Source organism: Aquimarina hainanensis, assembly GCF_042684685.1.
Classification (GTDB): Bacteria; Bacteroidota; Bacteroidia; order Flavobacteriales; family Flavobacteriaceae; genus Aquimarina; species Aquimarina hainanensis.
Genome location: NZ_JBHULX010000048.1, coordinates 155,954 through 174,149, shown reverse-complemented (window position 1 = coordinate 174,149; position 18,196 = coordinate 155,954). Strand labels below are relative to the sequence as shown.

Annotated in this window: 14 protein-coding genes; 5 read left to right on the top strand and 9 right to left on the bottom strand. The window is 36.1% G+C overall.

The window, feature by feature from the left end; genetic code table 11:
* Positions 1 to 18 precede the first annotated feature (18 nt).
* Positions 19 to 354, bottom strand: a complete 336-nt coding sequence (locus ACFSTE_RS21850; protein ID WP_176030852.1) for a P-II family nitrogen regulator — start codon at positions 352 to 354, stop codon at positions 19 to 21.
* A 447-nt stretch (positions 355 to 801) separates the two neighbouring features.
* Between ACFSTE_RS21850 and gltB the strand changes: the two genes are divergently transcribed.
* The 3 genes from gltB to ACFSTE_RS21835 all read left to right on the top strand — a co-directional run bounded on the left by gltB (position 802) and on the right by ACFSTE_RS21835 (position 7,483).
* Positions 802 to 5,307: a glutamate synthase large subunit gene (gltB, locus tag ACFSTE_RS21845; protein ID WP_378254075.1), complete on the top strand. Its 4,506-nt coding sequence runs from the start codon at positions 802 to 804 to the stop codon at positions 5,305 to 5,307.
* Between the two features lie 12 nt (positions 5,308 to 5,319).
* Positions 5,320 to 6,783: a glutamate synthase subunit beta gene (locus ACFSTE_RS21840; protein WP_378254077.1), complete on the top strand. Its 1,464-nt coding sequence runs from the start codon at positions 5,320 to 5,322 to the stop codon at positions 6,781 to 6,783.
* A gap of 361 nt (positions 6,784 to 7,144) precedes the next feature.
* The gene (locus tag ACFSTE_RS21835; RefSeq protein WP_176030849.1) at positions 7,145 to 7,483 is read left to right on the top strand and encodes a DUF4870 domain-containing protein; all 339 of its coding nucleotides are present in this window, start codon (positions 7,145 to 7,147) and stop codon (positions 7,481 to 7,483) included.
* An 80-nt stretch (positions 7,484 to 7,563) separates the two neighbouring features.
* On the opposite strand, the gene ACFSTE_RS21830 is transcribed toward ACFSTE_RS21835, so the two are convergent.
* From ACFSTE_RS21830 to ACFSTE_RS21795, 8 genes are all read right to left on the bottom strand, one after another.
* Positions 7,564 to 8,205 (bottom strand): spermidine synthase, encoded by a 642-nt coding sequence (locus ACFSTE_RS21830; RefSeq protein ID WP_176030848.1) that lies wholly within the window; start codon positions 8,203 to 8,205, stop codon positions 7,564 to 7,566.
* Between the two features lie 533 nt (positions 8,206 to 8,738).
* Positions 8,739 to 9,632 carry a DUF6268 family outer membrane beta-barrel protein gene (locus ACFSTE_RS21825; RefSeq protein WP_378254079.1) on the bottom strand — a complete coding sequence of 298 codons (894 nt, stop codon included), beginning with the start codon at positions 9,630 to 9,632 and terminating at the stop codon, positions 8,739 to 8,741.
* Between the two features lie 97 nt (positions 9,633 to 9,729).
* A complete protein-coding gene (locus tag ACFSTE_RS21820; RefSeq protein ID WP_176030846.1) occupies positions 9,730 to 10,293 on the bottom strand; it encodes a Crp/Fnr family transcriptional regulator in 564 nt (187 codons plus the stop codon).
* Positions 10,294 to 10,394: 101 nt separating this feature from the next.
* Positions 10,395 to 11,513, bottom strand: coding sequence for a DNA polymerase III subunit beta (dnaN, locus tag ACFSTE_RS21815; RefSeq protein ID WP_176030845.1), 1,119 nt, complete (start codon positions 11,511 to 11,513; stop codon positions 10,395 to 10,397).
* 118 nt (positions 11,514 to 11,631) lie between these two features.
* Positions 11,632 to 12,219, bottom strand: a complete 588-nt coding sequence (locus ACFSTE_RS21810) for a DUF1572 family protein (RefSeq protein ID WP_378254082.1) — start codon at positions 12,217 to 12,219, stop codon at positions 11,632 to 11,634.
* Between the two features lie 84 nt (positions 12,220 to 12,303).
* Positions 12,304 to 14,700, bottom strand: coding sequence for a gliding motility-associated ABC transporter substrate-binding protein GldG (gene gldG, locus ACFSTE_RS21805; RefSeq protein ID WP_378254083.1), 2,397 nt, complete (start codon positions 14,698 to 14,700; stop codon positions 12,304 to 12,306).
* Positions 14,701 to 14,742: 42 nt separating this feature from the next.
* The gene (locus tag ACFSTE_RS21800) at positions 14,743 to 15,030 is read right to left on the bottom strand and encodes a putative quinol monooxygenase (RefSeq protein ID WP_176030842.1); all 288 of its coding nucleotides are present in this window, start codon (positions 15,028 to 15,030) and stop codon (positions 14,743 to 14,745) included.
* Between the two features lie 5 nt (positions 15,031 to 15,035).
* Positions 15,036 to 15,866 (bottom strand): SAM hydrolase/SAM-dependent halogenase family protein, encoded by an 831-nt coding sequence (locus tag ACFSTE_RS21795; RefSeq protein WP_176030841.1) that lies wholly within the window; start codon positions 15,864 to 15,866, stop codon positions 15,036 to 15,038.
* A gap of 262 nt (positions 15,867 to 16,128) precedes the next feature.
* Between ACFSTE_RS21795 and ACFSTE_RS21790 the strand changes: the two genes are divergently transcribed.
* A complete protein-coding gene (locus tag ACFSTE_RS21790) occupies positions 16,129 to 17,085 on the top strand; it encodes a PhoH family protein (RefSeq protein WP_176030840.1) in 957 nt (318 codons plus the stop codon).
* Positions 17,086 to 17,202: 117 nt separating this feature from the next.
* Positions 17,203 to 18,153: a phosphoribosylaminoimidazolesuccinocarboxamide synthase gene (locus tag ACFSTE_RS21785; RefSeq protein WP_176030839.1), complete on the top strand. Its 951-nt coding sequence runs from the start codon at positions 17,203 to 17,205 to the stop codon at positions 18,151 to 18,153.
* Positions 18,154 to 18,196: the final 43 nt, after the last annotated feature.

Below are 18,196 nucleotides of genomic sequence, written 5' to 3'. Positions count from 1 at the left end.
AATTTGTTTAGAATAATATTATATGGTAGCGTTTCCTTGTTCGGATGTTCTGATACGATAGGCTTCTTTGATATCTGAAACAAAAATTTTCCCGTCACCAACCTCTCCTGTTTTGGCTGCTGTAAGAATAGCATTAATGGCAATCTGTTCATACTCGTCATTAACAACTATAGAAAGGTATCTACGTTGTATATCAGAAGTACTATAGGATACCCCTCTGTAGACACTCCCTTTTTGTTCATTGCCTACACCTGTGACATCCCAATAAGAAAAAAAAGAAATTCCCTGTTGATGTAAAGCTTCTTTTACGATACGATATTTAGACCGTCTGATAATAGCTTCAATTTTTTTCATGATATTTTGATTTTTAATGTTAAAATCATGGTAAATGTATAAAATATTAATATTAAGTATGTTTAAAATAGGGTATTGTTGCTTATTTTTATTCATTTATTAATTTTAACCCTATTATTTTTAGGGGTATTCTTTATTTTTAATCAAAAATGATAAAAATGCAATGTGTAGCTGTTATTTGTGCTGTTTTTTCGAAATCGTTTTCGTTGTAATAAGTTGATAATAAGAAATATGTGGTGGCTCTTGAGAATCATCTTATTTAGAATTATTCTAAGAAAAACCCATTATGGAATTCGTAATAAGAAGACTTTATTTTGGGATTATTTTATTCTAAATATGTTTTTTTTACGGAGCTCAGAAAAGTGATCCCGATTGGTTTCATTTTCTTTTTCCTTCATTAAGGTTTTGTTAATTTCATCGACCTGAAACCATTTTTAACGGAAAATTATGAAGAAACAAGGAATGTATTTGCCAGAATTCGAACACGACGCTTGTGGTGCCGGATTCATATGTAGTTTAGAAGGTAAAAAATCGAATGATATCATTCATAAAGCTCTGGAAATTCTCGAAAAGTTAGAACATAGAGGTGCTGTAAGTGCTGATGGGAAAACAGGAGATGGAGCTGGGATATTGATCGACATTCCCCATGATTTCTTTGTAAAACATTGTACTTTCAACTTGCCTGCTTCAGGAGAATATGCCGTTAGTAATGTGTTTTTACCAAAAAAAGAGAATCAACGACAGTTTTGTATTGATACTTTAGAAAAAAACATAGAAGAGCAAGGGCTGACCTTATTAGGGTGGAGAGATGTTCCGGTAGGAGCTGAGCACCTGGGAGAGATTGCCGAGAAAACAGAGCCTTTTATTAGTCAGATATTTATAGGAAAAGAAACCGAAGACCAAAGCTATTTTGATTTTAACCTGAAACTCTTTATCGCTAGAAAAGTTTCAGAACATACCATCTTTAATTCTAGACTGTCGGAAAGTAAGTTTTTTTATATTCCTAGTATGTCTACAAAAACGATGATATTTAAAGGACTGTTAATGCCGGAAGATATTAAGTTATATTATAAGGACTTGTTAGATCCAATGGTAGTAACTCGTCTGGCATTGGTACATCAACGATTTTCTACGAATACATTTCCTACCTGGGATTTGGCACAACCCTTTCGTTACATGTGCCATAATGGAGAGATTAATACCTTAAGAGGAAACGTCTCCAGGATGAGATCGAGAGAAGAGTTATTGCAGTCAGAATGGTTTGGTGATGAAATAAAGAATATTTTGCCTGTGGTACTTCCTGGGAAATCAGATTCTGCTTCGATGGATATGGTGGTAGAACTTCTGGTAATGACAGGAAGATCCCTTCCAGAGGTAATGATGATGATGGTTCCGGAAGCCTGGGAGAAAAATGAAGAAATGTCCGATACCAAAAAAGCTTTTTATGAATATAACTCCTGTACGATGGAACCATGGGATGGTCCTGCATCTATTCCATTTACAGATGGAAATTATATAGGAGCTGTATTGGATAGAAATGGTTTGAGACCTTCTAGATATACAGTGACCAAAGATGGGTATGTAATTATGTCATCAGAAACAGGAGTTGTAGAGGTACAACCATCAAATATAGCATACCACGGGCGATTAGAACCCGGAAAGATGTTTTTGGTGAATATGGATGAAGGAAGAATTGTAAATGATGAAGAAGTCAAAGAAGAAATAGCTGCCAGACATCCTTATAGAGAATGGATTGCTACTAATATGGTACATCTCAAAGATATTCCTTATAATGACTGTCCATTGTTTTTAGGAGAAGAATCCGTCGCTAAAAGAAAAGAAATATTCGGGTATACACAAGAAGATATTGATACGATTATCATCCCGATGGGACAATTAGCTAAGGAACCGATCGGTTCTATGGGATCGGATACACCTATTGCAATTTTATCCGAAAAACCACAACTGATTTATAACTATTTCAAGCAGTTATTCGCACAGGTAACTAACCCGCCATTAGATGGGATTAGAGAAGAAATGATTACAGATATCAGTCTTTCTTTAGGGGCAAGTCATAATATCTTTGATGTAGTCGAAAGACATTGTAATAAATTAAAAATACAAAACCCGGTAATTTCCAAAGAAGATCTGGATAAAATTAAAACCTATTCAGATAAAGGATTCAAAGCCACTTCAGTTCCGATGTTATATAATATAAACAGAGGGTTGAATGGATTAGAGGATGCTCTGGAAGCGATGCTTCAAAAGGCATCAGAAGCAATAGATGAAGGAACAAATATTATTATTCTTTCAGATAGAAATGTCAGTAAGCATCGGGCGCCAATTCCAGCATTGTTAGCCTGTTCTTTTATCAATAGCGGGCTGCAACGATTAAAAAAGAGCTCTAAGGCAAGTATTATTATCGAATCAGCAGAGCCTAGAGAAGTACACCATTTTGCATTGTTGTTTGGATATGGAGCAAGTGCAATTAATCCATATATGGTTAATGAGATCATAAAAGAACAAATAGAAGAACAGAATATATCAGAACTTTCTTTCGAACAGGCAGTATACAATTATAACAAAGCTGTTGGGAAAGGAGTACTTAAAGTCATGAATAAAATAGGGATTTCTACCTTGAATTCTTATAGAGGGTCTCAATTATTCGAGTGTATAGGAATTAGTTCCAAGGTCGTTAATACATATTTCCCGAATACCGTAACCAGGATAGAAGGAGTGGGCTTATATGAATTAGAAAAAGAAATTTCAAAAAGACACGAAAGAGCCTATATGGCTAATGATATAGAAGGGGATTTAGACTTGGAAATAGGAGGACAGTATCGCTGGAGAAGAAATGGGGAAAAACATCAGTTTAATCCGTTGTCGGTAGCAAAGTTACAGAAGTCAGTACGAGATAATGATCCGAAAACATATAAAGAATATTCAGAACTGATTAATGAACAGTCTAAAAACCTAATGACTATTAGGGGGGTATTAGAGTTTTCTAATTATGATCCTATTCCTTTGGAGGAAGTAGAACCCTGGACAGAAATTGTCAAGAGGTTTAAAACAGGAGCTATGTCATATGGATCTATTAGCAAAGAAGCGCATGAGAACTTGGCAGTAGCGATGAATCGAATTGGAGGGAAAAGTAATTCAGGAGAAGGAGGAGAAAATCCGTTGCGATTCTATAAAGATGTAAATGGCGATTGGAAAAACAGTGCAATTAAGCAAGTAGCATCGGGGAGATTTGGAGTTTCTTCGAACTATCTCACCAGTGCAGCAGAGATTCAGATAAAGATGGCACAGGGAGCCAAACCAGGAGAAGGAGGACAATTACCAGGACCTAAAGTGAATCCCGAAATCGCAAAAACAAGGAATTCAACTCCTTATGTAGGGTTGATTTCTCCACCTCCACATCACGATATTTATTCTATAGAAGATTTATCACAGTTGATTTACGATTTGAAGTCTGCTAACAGAGATGCCAGAATTAATGTAAAGCTGGTATCAGAAGTAGGAGTAGGAACAGTTGCGGCGGGTGTAGCAAAAGCAAAAGCTGATGTCGTATTGGTTTCCGGTTTTGATGGAGGTACAGGGGCATCCCCTTTGACATCGTTAAAACATGCAGGACTTCCCTGGGAGCTGGGAATAGCAGAAGCCCAGCAAACATTGGTAGGAAATAACCTGAGAAATAGAATTGTATTAGAATGTGACGGGCAGTTAAAAACAGGAAGAGATGTAGCGATTGCTTGCTTATTAGGAGCAGAAGAATTCGGTTTTGCAACAGCTCCTCTGGTAGCTTCTGGTTGTGTAATGATGCGAGTATGTCATCTCAATACATGTCCTGTAGGGATTGCAACTCAGAACCCTGAACTCCGTAAACGATTCAAAGGAAAACCAGAGCATGTGGTTAATTATATGTATTTCATAGCACAGGAATTACGAGAGATCATGGCACAACTCGGGTTTAGGACAGTGAATGAAATGGTGGGGCAGGTGCAGAAATTAAACCATAAAAAAGCGATAGATCACTATAAGGCAGCAGGAGTAGACATTAGTCCAATACTACATCAAGTATCCGTTGAAGAAGGGGTTAAATTATACAATACAGAAAAACAAGATCACTGTTTAGAAAAGTCAATCGATTTTGAAATAGTAAAACAGGCGCATCCCGCACTGTTTAGAAAAGAAAAAACTGTATTGGATTTTGATATTGTCAATACAGATAGAGCAGTAGGGGCTATTCTTAGTAATGAGATCTCCAAGATCTACGGAGCGCAGGGATTACCAGAAAATACGTTGCGATTGAATTTTACAGGGGCAGCAGGACAAAGTTTTGGAGCATTTGCCACCAGAGGTTTGACTATGGTAGTGAACGGGAATACAAATGACTATTTAGGAAAAGGGTTATCAGGAGCAAAACTGGTTATCAAAGTACCCCAGGAAGCAACCATTGTTCCGGAGGATAATGTTATTACAGGAAATGTAACATTGTATGGAGCGACAGCAGGAGAAGTATATATTAATGGAAAAGCAGGAGAGCGTTTTTGTGTCAGAAATTCAGGGGCAACGGCAGTTGTAGAAGGAATAGGAGATCACGGATGTGAGTATATGACCGGAGGAGTTGCTGTTATTCTGGGAGAAGTAGGTAGGAATTTTGGAGCAGGAATGTCAGGAGGAATAGCCTATATATATGATGACAAAGGTACTTTTGAGAAAAACTGTAATAAAGAATCATTAAACCTGGAAGAAGTAACATTGTATGAAGATAAGAAGGAACTAAAAGCACTTATAGAAAACCATTATAATGCGACGTTAAGTCCATTGGCTCAGCGCATTTTAGAAAACTGGGAAACAGCATTATCTAAATTTATCAAGATATTCCCAGAAGAGTATAAACAAGCCTTAAAACGATTAGAAGAAGAGAAATTAGCCGCTCAAGAAGCATAAAACGATATTGATATGGGAAAGACCACTGGATTTTTAGAATTTGAAAGAGAGATTGAACAGTATCAGCCTGTTAAAGATCGTATTAAAAATTATAAGGAGTTTACAATTCCTTTAGAAAAAAAAGCATTAAAAAATCAAGGCGCCAGATGTATGGATTGTGGAATACCATTTTGCCATAGTGGTTGTCCTCTCGGGAACCTAATCCCTGATTTTAATGATGCTGTATATAGAGGGAAATGGGAAAAAGCAGCAAGAATACTTCATTCCACGAATAATTTCCCTGAGTTTACAGGAAGGCTATGCCCGGCACCTTGTGAAGAGGCATGTGTTATGGGAATCAATCAAAACCCGATAACCATAGAGAATATAGAAAAAAATATTGTAGAGCAGGCATTTAAGAACGGATGGATTAAGGCTAAACCACCTGCTGTTCGAACAGGGAAAACAGTGGCGGTAGTAGGGTCAGGACCCTCAGGATTAGCAGCTGCACAACAACTAAACAGAGCAGGGCATTGGGTTACTATTTTTGAAAGAGATGAAAAACTAGGTGGGTTATTACGTTATGGGATTCCTGATTTTAAAATGGAAAAACAAGTAATTGATCGCCGTTTGGAGGTATTGGAAGAAGAAGGAGTTATTTTCAAACCGAATACCTGGATAGGAAAAGATATTACTGCAGAAACATTGAAGAGTGAATTCGATGCAGTGGTTTTATGTACAGGAGCAACTGTCAGAAGAAGTTTACCAGTAAAAGGAGGAACGCTCAATGGTGTTGTTCAGGCAATGGATTTCCTGAAACAAAACAATAAAAGAGTAGACGGTATCAAAGAATTAGGAGAAGAGATTCTGGCAACGGATAAGGATGTTATTGTGATAGGAGGAGGAGATACAGGATCAGATTGTATTGGAACTTCGGTTAGGCACGGAGCGACCTCTGTAACTAATTTTGAGATTATGGGTAAAGGTACTATAGAACGGCCAGCACATCAACCTTGGCCCTTTTGGTCGATGCGTTTACGAACAAGCTCATCTCATCAAGAAGGAGCAGAACGAAGATGGAGTATTTCTACGAAAGAATTTATAGGAGATGATGAGGGGAATCTGGTTGGGTTGATTACAGTAGAAGTAGAATGGGTAAAAGAGAATGGACGCTTTAACCTGAAAGAAGTACCAGGAACAGAAAAAGAATGGAAGTGTGATCTGGCATTACTCGCTTTAGGATTTACTGGTTCCGAAACAACTATTGCAGAGCAGTTAGGAGTCGATATGGATGCCAGAACCAATATACAGGCAGAAACCGGTTCGTATGCTACTAATGTCAAAGGTGTTTTTGCTGCAGGAGATAGCAGACGAGGACAATCGTTAATTGTCTGGGCAATCGCAGAAGGGAGACAGGCAGCTCATTACGTAGATACCTATCTTATGGGGAGTTCGGATTTACCATTAAAAGGAGAAGGAGATCTGCCTAGAGTATAAAAATAAACAACCTCTGAGTAAATGTAAGATGAAGGGGTGTAGAAAAATGAATTATAATTTAGAGGGAAACCTCAATGCCTTTTAATACTGATTATTAGGTGAATAAAATATTGAAGAGTAAAGTTTGTTTGAGTGAGTTAGATAAACTTTTATTGTTGTTTGTTTTATAAATGAAAAGCTACTAACCTCAGTTAGTAGCTTTTTTGATATATAACTTTTTCTTTCTGATCATATGGAAACATCTGAGATGTTTTTAAATAAAAAAATGTAACAAAATGCAATTCTTTTCGTCATATTAATACAATGTTGCTAATTTTATTAGCATATATAAATCAATCATCAATCAAAAAACTACTATATTATGAAAAAAGACAGCAGTGTTCTCGTTCTGGCACATCTATCACAGTTATTGGATGTCATCACAGGTTTTGGAGGATTTATAGTGCCTCTGATTATTTGGTTAACCCAAAAAGACAGAATTGATCAAATGGATGCACATGGAAAATCGATTATTAATTTTCAGATCAGCATGCTGATTTATATGATTATTTGTATCCCGTTAATTTTGTTATTCGGACTAGGGATTGTAGGGTTGATTGTATTAGGAGTAATATACCTTATATATCCTATTGTCAATGCTGTTAGAGCGAGTAATGGGCAACAGCCATCTTATCCGTTGTCACTGAATATTATCGGATAGACCAATATAACAAACAATACGATAAAGCCGACCTTTAGTCGGCTTTTCTTTTGAGTTCAATACATATCCTGATATATGTATTATATGTAGGAACCGATAAGTAATGTATTGGCTCCTTCTACATCGTGATATTGTTCAAAAGTAATTGTATCGGAGAGCGTTTGGATAAGTTGATCTATTTGCTTGTAATTCTTTACGTGAATTCCTGCATTAAATACGACTTTACCATTTTTATTTAAAAGTCGTAGTAAGTTTCTCCAAAAAATAACAGAATAGTATTCTTCTGGTACTTTGTTATCTATAAATAAATCGACAATAATAATGTCGTAATGATGAACACATTTGTACACAAAATGAGAAGCATCCTGACATACAATTTGTAAATTTTTTGATTCATCTATAAAGAACTCTTCTTTTGCAATTTCAATAACAACAGGGTCGATTTCTATAGCGGTTATTTTTCCTTTGTGTTGGAATCGCTTTCGCAAAGGATTAATAATACTACCGCCTCCAAGACCTAATAAGAGGATGGTAGCTGTAGGTGGGATCTCAATTTTAGACAATCCGTAGGTTAGTAACTTTTGTAGTGTGCCATAAGAGTAATTGGCATTTTTACTATCGAGTACTTTTTTTCCATTAATCCAGGTGAGTTCAAGGGGTCCGTTAATAGTAGAGTCGATGGTCCTGGTCAAAGGCCATACGTAGCTCAGTAATTTTTTCATGTAATTATTTCTATGGTTTTAAGAGGCATTTGGTAGTACCTGAAAGACAAATGCGTATTCATGGAATAGCATTCTTATGTCAATTGATAACATACGAACTATTGAACTGTATGCTATATCTGAAAAACTAAATAAATGGGGTTGCTTTTTTAGTAGAAATAAAGAAGAAAAGGTTCTCTGGTGGAGCGTGTAAAAATTGTGTCATACGGGTAGAAATTTTAAGATTATATTTCCAATGTAACAACATATGACGATTATTTTTAGTGTTTCGTTATTGTTTTTATCAATTTTACCATAAATAAAACTGATTATGTTTTGTATAAGAGTAAAAAAAAAGGAATTTGATAAAAATAAATGAAATAATTGAATAATCTGTAAAAACAAGACCTGATAAGGGAGGAGCTATCAAGTCTTGTTTTTGCTAATAAAAATCATGAATACAGTTCTTTTTTGTAATATGGTAAGAGATATTCCTACAAATAAACATTTGAAGCTGTTTTTTTAGGAGCTTATTTGTAAGGTAGATTGGAGCGTTATTTTATAGAAGAGGATCTTTTTCCTCTTGTGATGTCAATATGAAAACCAACTGTGAGGTAATAGCTGTTTTGACTGTCAAAATCATACAGGGTTTTATTATCATCATCAATTAGCTCATAATTTTCAAATACAGAATACATCCCTTTAATTGATAAACGCGTAAAACGGCTAGCCCAGAATGCATATCCGATTCCAGCTGATACAGATGTAAAAATAGCTTTTGTTGCTTGGGTAGAAGAAACGCTATGAAGAGAAACGGGGGTAGACAGCGTGGTCATAAAATCATTTAATTCTCCGGAGATACTGAATAGATGGTTTCTGTGAGGTTGATATTGAATCTGAGTTTTAGGCATTCCTATCTGTACTAGGAACATACGACCTATTTTCTTTTCAATCATTAACAATGGCGTAATTCTGGATTCTCCTATCATGGTGAAATACCCGACACCAGCACTGATTTTTAAAGTGTTTTTACTAAAAGAACGCTCTACAAAAAGTCCTCCATTCCATAAGAAGTTGTCAATGGTATGTGCTATGGGTTTATTAGAAAGTAAGGAAGTTAGACTAAAAACATTAAAACTCCACGCAGGAGTGATTCTGTGCTTAAAAAGAAAGCTATGGTTTATGGTATAGATACTTGTCAGGTCTTCAGAAAATGGAAGTTCTTGATTGTATGTGAACTCGTGAATATCCATGCCGATAGTATTGATAAATAGTGATTTCTTAGTCGTAATTGGAGGAGGTGTTATTTTTATTCGTTTTCTGTTGTAATCAAAATTTTTTTTGGAGAGAGACATTAGGTAAGTAGTCGATACCATATCTCTGTTTTGCTGAGCATAGCAATTAATACAGAGTAATAGAATAATGTATATTCCGAATTTTTGTAACATAATTTTTTCCCGTTTTTACTTTTAGGTTTGTTTGTGTTTTCAAACCCAAAGATCAACAGGAAATCTCTTCGTGAAATTGCCAAATGACAAGAAATACTTATTTGATTTCCTTTCGTATTCGACTCAGAGAAGAAGGAGTGATCCCTAAAAAAGAAGAGAGGTCTTTTAGAGGAACGCGTTTGACAATATCTGATCTCTTCATAATGTCGAGATACCGTTCTTTGGCGGATAATGTTTGGAAGTTATGAACTCCGTTGAGGACACTGGCAAAAGATTCTTCCCATAACAATCGACCAAATTTTTGCCATATAGGGTAGGTTTCGTATAACAGCTCCATTTTTTCGTGCTTGATGGTAAGCAATTCAGTGTTTTCAATTGCTTCAATATATGTATTAGATCTGCCTCGGGCTTTAATTTTAGAAATATCGGCAATCATTTCCCCTTCAAAGGCAAAATAACGAGTTAATTCGATATCATTATGCACGATATACATGCGTAAACCTCCTGAAAGAATAAAGTAATAATCAGTTACAAGTTGATTTTTTTTGATTGCAAATTTTCCTTTAGCAATCGTACGTGACTCAAACGAAGATACAATGGTGCTGAGTACATTGTCATCAATATCAATGCGTGCCTTAATGTATTTTGCCAGTTTATCCATAGAAGAAGAAAGAAGCGTGAGGGAATTTGTAGTAAGGGCTCAAAACAAAAAAACCACAACACAATTGTTGTGGTTTTCGATATATATTAATTTTCGTATTTCTAATCATTAAGCATTACTGGCATCACTAGCATCGTAACATTTTCTCCCTCATCAAGCCCATCGATAGGAGTAAGGATTCCCGCTCTGTTAGGCAGAGACATTTCTACCTGTACTTCATCAGCGTTAAGGTTATTAAGCATTTCACTCAGAAAACGAGAGTTAAACCCTATCTGCATATCATCTCCTTGATAATCACATGTCAATCGCTCTTCTGCTTTATTAGAGTAATCGATATCCTCAGCAGAGATATTAAGTTCAGCTCCTGCAATTTTTAAACGAATCTGATGTGTCGTTTTATTAGAGAAGATAGAAACCCTTTTTACTGAATTCAGAAATTGTGTTCTGGCAATTGTTAATTTATTAGGATTCTCCTTAGGAATTACTGCTTCATAATTAGGGTATTTACCATCGATAAGACGACAGATAAGCTGTGTGTCATCAAAAGAGAACTTCGCATTTGATTCATTATATTCTATAAGTACATCGCTATCACTACCCGCCAGAATTCCTTTTAGCAGATTTAATGGCTTTTTAGGCATAATAAATTCTGCGGCCTGAGAAGCCTTCACATCTTCTCTGGAATATTTAACAAGTTTATGAGCATCGGTAGCTACAAAAGTTAATTGCTCTGTAGAAAACTGAAAAAACACACCACTCATAACAGGTCTCAGGTCATCATTACCGGTAGCAAAAATGGTTTTGCTAATTGCGGTAGCCAGAATGTCCCCTAGAATATTGGTAGCACTAGGGTCTTCTAATTCTACAGCTTTAGGAAATTCTTCTCCGTCAGCATACGCAAGTGCATACTTACCGTGATTAGAGCTGATTTCTATAGTGTTATTGTCACCGACCACAAACGTCAAAGGTTGTTCCGGGAATGTTTTAAGAGTTTCTAATAATAATTTTGCCGGGACAGCAATAACTCCCTCATCTGCTGATTCAACTTCCAGTTTAGCAGACATAGTTGTCTCTAAATCAGAAGCAGAAACCGTTAAGGAATTCCCATCTAGTTCAAACAAAAAATTGTCTAAAATAGGCAAGGTATTACTATTGTTAATAACACCTCCTAATACTTGAAGTTGCTTTAGCAGGTATGAACTGGATACTATAAATTTCATGTGCGATTCGTTATGTACAGTTTACGCAAATATAATTTTAATCTGCAAGGAATATAGTATCTCTAAAACTATAGTTATTAACAATGATAGAGGAGTTATTGACCAAATAGGAGGGAAATTACTTTTGTTTTGTATTGTTTTTATCTTTTAGTAGTGCATCTGTATAATGCGCCTGATGTTTTTCTTTAGAGAAACGAAGTTTATTGTATGCTTTCGAACCTCCTTTGGGAATAGATAAAGATTGCCACTGCGAATTAGAAATCATTTTGCCAATATATACGATTTGACCAATATGATAGGAGTAATGTGCCAATTGACGATGAATCGCTTCCGGTATTCGATGTCCTATATTACGAATGTATACCAATTGATCGAAGTTGGTCTTATTAATGGTGTCTAGGGCGGTAAACAGGCAAGCCCATCCTTCTTCCCATTTTTTGAGTAATTCAGTTTTGGAATGAATATCATTTGCGAATTCCTCATCTCTTTTTCTCCATTCTTTTTCTCCGTCAGTAGTCAAAAAATCAGTCCATCGGGACATCATGTTCCCCCAGAGGTGCTTGATGAGAATTGCAATGCTGTTACTCGCTTCATTGTACTGCCAGAAAATGGCGTCGTCCGGCAATTGATGCAAGGTTTTTTCGCCTAAGGTTTTATAATAAAGGAATTGTTTTTTTATGCTCTCTATATAGTCATTTCCATCCATAATAATTATGATAAAAAGTGTATCTCTTTAAAAATACAAAATAGTATCATATTTGCTGTAGTAAGGATACAGAGCGAAAAGAACCTAAAGAGGTTTTTTGTACTTTCTTTTTCTCAAAAAGATAAACGCAACACCAAATAAAACAAGACATAATAAAGGCATTATAATATTAATTGCCTGCCATGTACTTTTTTGACGAACTACCTTTTCTATTTCTAAAAATGGGATGTTTATTTTTTTACTTCGTACACTAATAAGTCCCGAGTCATCCATCAGATAATTGACGGCATTCATCAAAAATTCTTTATTCCCGTATTGGAGATTGAGAATCGGGTCATAGCCTAATTCCATCGGACGATTTTTTCGTACGTAGTTCTTTGCAATATCACCATCGGCAATAACAATCATTTTTGAAGGAGCACCATGATCTTTATGCGCTTCATTTTTTACAGGTTTTACGCGGTTTTTATAGTTAGATTTAAAAGAACCTTCCAATAAAACTGCCAAATTTTGCTTCCCTTGATTGTAAGAAGTAAGATCCGGTTTTTTTTGAATAATATCCAGCGATATTTGTTTAGGAACTCCTTCTAGTTTTGTTTTTTCAGAGCTTTGTAATAAGATCGTTTTTTTGATATCGTTTTTTAGGGTGTCAATCTGATTTGCAAATTCAAATTGAACCGCCTCAATATTCTTAATAACGGGATGCTCACTTTTTGTTTTAGCCAGAGGGTTGTAAAACCAAGGGAAAGTATTAAACTGAGTGTTATTTCCTTCTCCTGATGCCAGTACCAGAGGGGAGGATATTAAATCATTAACCAATACCGGATTAATTCGAACTCCGTAGGAGAATAGCAGGTCATTAAGCTGCAAATCTCGGATTGTTGCTAGTGCGCTCCCACTGGGAGTGAGCAGGCTATCGATTTCCATATCCACAGGTTCGACCATCCAGATTGCTTTTCCTCCATGCATCAGATATTGATCCAATACATATTTTTCATTTTCACTAAATGTCTGGGTAGGTTTGGTATTAATAATCAAATCAAAATTCTGTAGATCTTCCAATGTTTTTAATGGATTCCCGTTAGCAGAATCCAAAGGAAAAGAATTGAGGTGATAATGCTTTTGCAGGTTTCTAACGAAGTCGGCAATTTTCAATCCATGTAATTGCCCATTCCCTTTGAGAAGGGCAATTTTTTGTTTGTTTGATCGAAGTAGTTTCGTCAACCCATCAGCAAAAGCATATTCGAGTTGCTGAATTGAATTACTAACACGTTCTTCTGTAGAAGCTCCAATAGTATGTTTGACCAATGGAATTCGAACACTTTTATCCTGATAATTTACAATTGCCCAGGGAACAACCGTTTCGGTTTCTGTTTTTCCGCTTTCCTTAACGGTGACCTGCATGGGGGTTAATCCGTGTTGCTGTAATTGTTGCAAAGTCTCTTCCCGGATTTCTTCTTCCTTTAGCGGATCGATGAAAATGTATTTTACTTTCGGATTCAGTGCATTGAATTCTTCCAGTAGTTGTTTGGTTTCGGTTTGTAAGCGCCTGAACTCAGAAGGGAAATCTCCTTCTAATAAAACATCAATAGCAATAGGTACTTCGATATCCCGAACTAATTTCTTGGTTGCTTCTGATAGTGTAAATCGTTGGTCATGAGTAAGGTCAAAACGCTTGTAATACGTGTTTCCAATAGCGACGACAATGACCCCAATGATACAGCTCAATGCGATGGACTTCATTTTTTGAACGATAGTTTTCTTTTGCAGGGTAATAGCTGTCATGACTAAAAAAACAATAAGCACGAGTAGAAAATATACCACATCTCTGGTATCGATAACCCCACGGCTAATTCGTTCATAATGAAACTGCATTCCCAACTGCTCGAAAAAGAGACCACTTACCCCAGAAGGATCAAATTCTGCCAAACTGTTCCATCCCAAATAGAATAAGAAGGATAAAAGCGCTGCAATAAGAAAAGCAATAATCTGGTTTTGTGTAATTGAAGATGAGAAAATACCAATAGCAGTATATGAGGCACTTAGTAAAAATAGTGCTATATATGACCCAAAAACACTTGCAGCATCGATATTTCCCACGGGATTTCCAAGCTGGTATAAGGTGATAAAATAAAGAATGCTAGGTAGTAAAGCGATTCCTATCAGTATAAAATTTCCTAAGAATTTTCCGAGAACAATTTCTCTCTTTTTTAAAGAACTAGTTAATAGGAGTTCTAATGTTCCTGATTTTCTCTCTTCGGCAAAACTTCTCATAGTGGTAGCAGGTACCAGAAATAGTAAGATCCATGGGGCAAGCTGAAAAAAAGGAGATAAATCCGCGAAACCGCTATTCAGTATATTATAAGGACCTCTAAAAACCCATAAGAAGAGTCCGTTAATCAGTAAAAAAATAGCAATAACTAAATAGCCTATTGCCGAGGCAAAAAAAGTGTTTATTTCTTTTCTTATGAGTGCAAGCATAGTGCTGTCATTATATTTTATAGCGCATTCGTAGCAGGATCATTAAGAGGATTCTGTCATACTCCAGGCTTCTGGTTTTTGATTGAATTTGATTTTGGTTTGCGCCCAAACTTCTTTGAATAACGCAGAGTTCCTATAGTTATTGAGATGTGTTTCCGATTCCCAGTGACTGTAGGTGAAAAATTGATTAGGAGTATGCTTATCTCTAAGTAATCTCAAGTGCGAGCACCCTTCGAAATGCCGAATGTGTTGCTTGTTTTTTTCGAACACGTTTAGAAATGCTTCAACCTCTTCCGGGATAAACCCCATTTTAACGACTCGTATGATCATGTTACTTACTCAAAATTAATACTGACTGTATCTCTGTAATCTAATCCGAATAAGCTGGAAGCGCCTCCCACCGTTTTGGGATTACTTTTATAAATGGCTAATTCCAGATAATCAGAAGAATTAAAAATAGCTAATTTTTTACCATCTTCTTCCCGTTTGCTCTTTTCAATCGAGAAATTAATAGCATCACTATATCGTTCATATACATTTTCGAAGATTGCATTTCGGGCATAGATTTTGAATTTTCTTCCTTTACCAACTTCTTCGAATAGTTTTCTGGTAATATTAGTGATAAGGTTTCCGTAGTTATCAATATAGATAATGCTGCCTACAATTTGCTTATCCCCGACATTAACGATAGGAGTCATTCCTTTGATAATTTTAATCTCAGAAATATTTTTGCCAATAACCTCCAGCGTTCCTCCCCGGGCGATATGACAGGCTACTGCTACAAAAACATCAAGAACAGGAAAGTTAGTGTCAATTGCATTATGAATATTAATTTCCACAATTTTTTCGGGAATAAATTCAGAAGCGATCAATCCGATAAGACCATTATTAGCACAAATGAAGTAATGATCATTGAGCTTAACGGCAATATGTTTGTTTTCAGGGTTGGGCTCACTGTCAATCCCCACGATATGAATACTGCCTTTTGGAAAGCTTTTATAGGCATTCTGGATAATATAAGCAGCTTCGGTAATATGAAAAGGAGAGATCTCATGAGAAATATCAACAATTTTTGCATCAGGTAATTCCGTATAAATAGCACCTTTAACGGCAGACACAAAATGATCTTTGATTCCGAAATCTGTTGTTAAAGTTATAATAGGCATGAACAATAATTGTTAATATCTTTTAATTGTAAGCGTCTAAAAATATGTAAATTTGTTTTGAAGTTGTTCGAAGTTTTATACCTGAATAACAAACTGTATTATTTATGCCCTGATTGATGTATGTGTTTGTGCTATCTGTAAATGATGTTCAAAATACTCAAAAAAGGAATAAGAACGCAGACGTTTTTCCAGTTCAAACCTCAAATAACTTCGCAAACTTAGTCAATCCTAAAAACAAATCATACTAAAATTTGTATAGCTTTTGAATGAACTTATAATAGAACTAACAGAAATAAATCCAAAGGAGTTTTTTGGACTCCAGAATGGAAATATCGAATTATTAAAAAAATACTTCCCCAAACTAAAAATTGTTGCCCGAGGCAGTAAGATTAAAGTCTATGGAGAGGAAGAGACACTGGAAGAGTTTGACATTCGCTTTAATATGTTGCTAGAGCATTTTGCCAAGTATAATAAGCTGGATGAAAATGGAATCGAACGTGTGTTGACAAGCGAGAGCAAGGCAGATTATGAGACCTCTGATGTCAGTTCCGAAGTATTAGTTCATGGAGTAGGAGGAAAACTTATAAAAGCACAATCAGCTAATCAGCGCAGACTGGTAGAAACTTCTTATGCCAATGATATGGTTTTTGCAATTGGTCCTGCCGGAACCGGAAAGACCTATGTAGGAGTTGCACTGGCAGTAAAAGCCCTAAAAGAGAAACAGGTAAAACGAATCGTTCTGACACGACCAGCAGTAGAGGCAGGGGAGAACCTTGGATTTCTTCCAGGAGATATGAAAGAAAAGCTGGATCCGTATATGCAGCCATTGTATGATGCTTTACGCGATATGATTCCTCATGAGAAACTAGCTAGCCTGATAGAAAAAGGAGTGATACAAATTGCTCCCATGGCATTTATGAGAGGACGAACACTGGATAATGCTTTTGTCATCCTGGATGAGGCGCAAAATACCACACATGCCCAGATGAAAATGTTCTTAACCCGAATGGGGAAGAATGCTAAATTTATTATCACAGGAGATCCGGGACAGATAGACTTACCACGACGGGTGACTTCAGGACTAAAAGAAGCCTTATTGGTTCTGAAAAATATCAATGGAATCGGAATTATACATCTGGATGATAAGGATGTGGTACGTCATAAATTGGTGAAAAAAGTGATCGCTGCTTATAAAGAAATAGAAAACAGGAACGGATAAATACTTTTTTAGGCAGGATTTTCTTCAAAAAGACAGATATTTGCAGACACCTAATCTACTGAGATTTCAGTATAGAGGGAAGGCAGCTTGTTATAAATTTAATTTAGAGTAAAACAAATGAATACCATTACAGGTACGGATTTTAATTTTCCGGGTCAAAAATCAGTGTATAAAGGAAAAGTAAGAGAGGTGTATACAATCAATGATGAGTTGTTGGTAATGATTGCTACCGATCGTTTATCAGCGTTTGATGTGGTAATGCCTAAAGGAATTCCTTTTAAAGGGCAAATCTTAAATCAGATTGCTACTCAGATGATGAAAGCTACAGAAGATTTAGTGCCTAATTGGCTAATTGCTACTCCGGACCCAAGTGTCTCTGTAGGGCATTTATGTACCCCGTTTAAGGTCGAAATGGTTATTCGGGGATACCTGTCAGGACATGCAGCGAGAGAATATAAAGCAGGAAAAAGAGTATTATGTGGAGTACCAATGCCAGAAGGTATGAAGGAAAATGATAAATTCCCTTCTCCTATTATTACACCTTCGACAAAAGCAGATAATGGAGAACACGATGAAGATATTTCCAGAGAAGCTATTTTAGCCCAGGGAATTGTTTCGGAAGCCGATTACCTGGTTTTGGAAGATTATACCCGAAAACTTTTCCAGAGAGGAACTGAAATAGCCGCCGAACGCGGATTAATTTTGGTAGATACGAAGTATGAGTTCGGTAAAACGAAAGACGGTAAGATTGTACTGATTGATGAGATTCATACTCCGGATTCTTCCAGATACTTTTATGCAGAAGGATATGAAGAACGACAAGAAAAAGGAGAAGCTCAAAAACAATTATCAAAGGAATTTGTGAGACAGTGGTTGATCAGTAATGGTTTTCAGGGGAAAGAAGGACAACAAATACCAGAGATGAATGAAGCATATATCAATTCTGTTTCGGATCGATATATAGAGCTTTTTGAAAACATTACAGGTACTACCTTTGTAAAAGGAGATGTTACAGACATCAATAAGCGAATTGAAGAAAATGTATTGACGTATTTAGAAACTGTTTAATACATCATCTATATAAAATTAGCAAAGAGCATTCACATTAGTG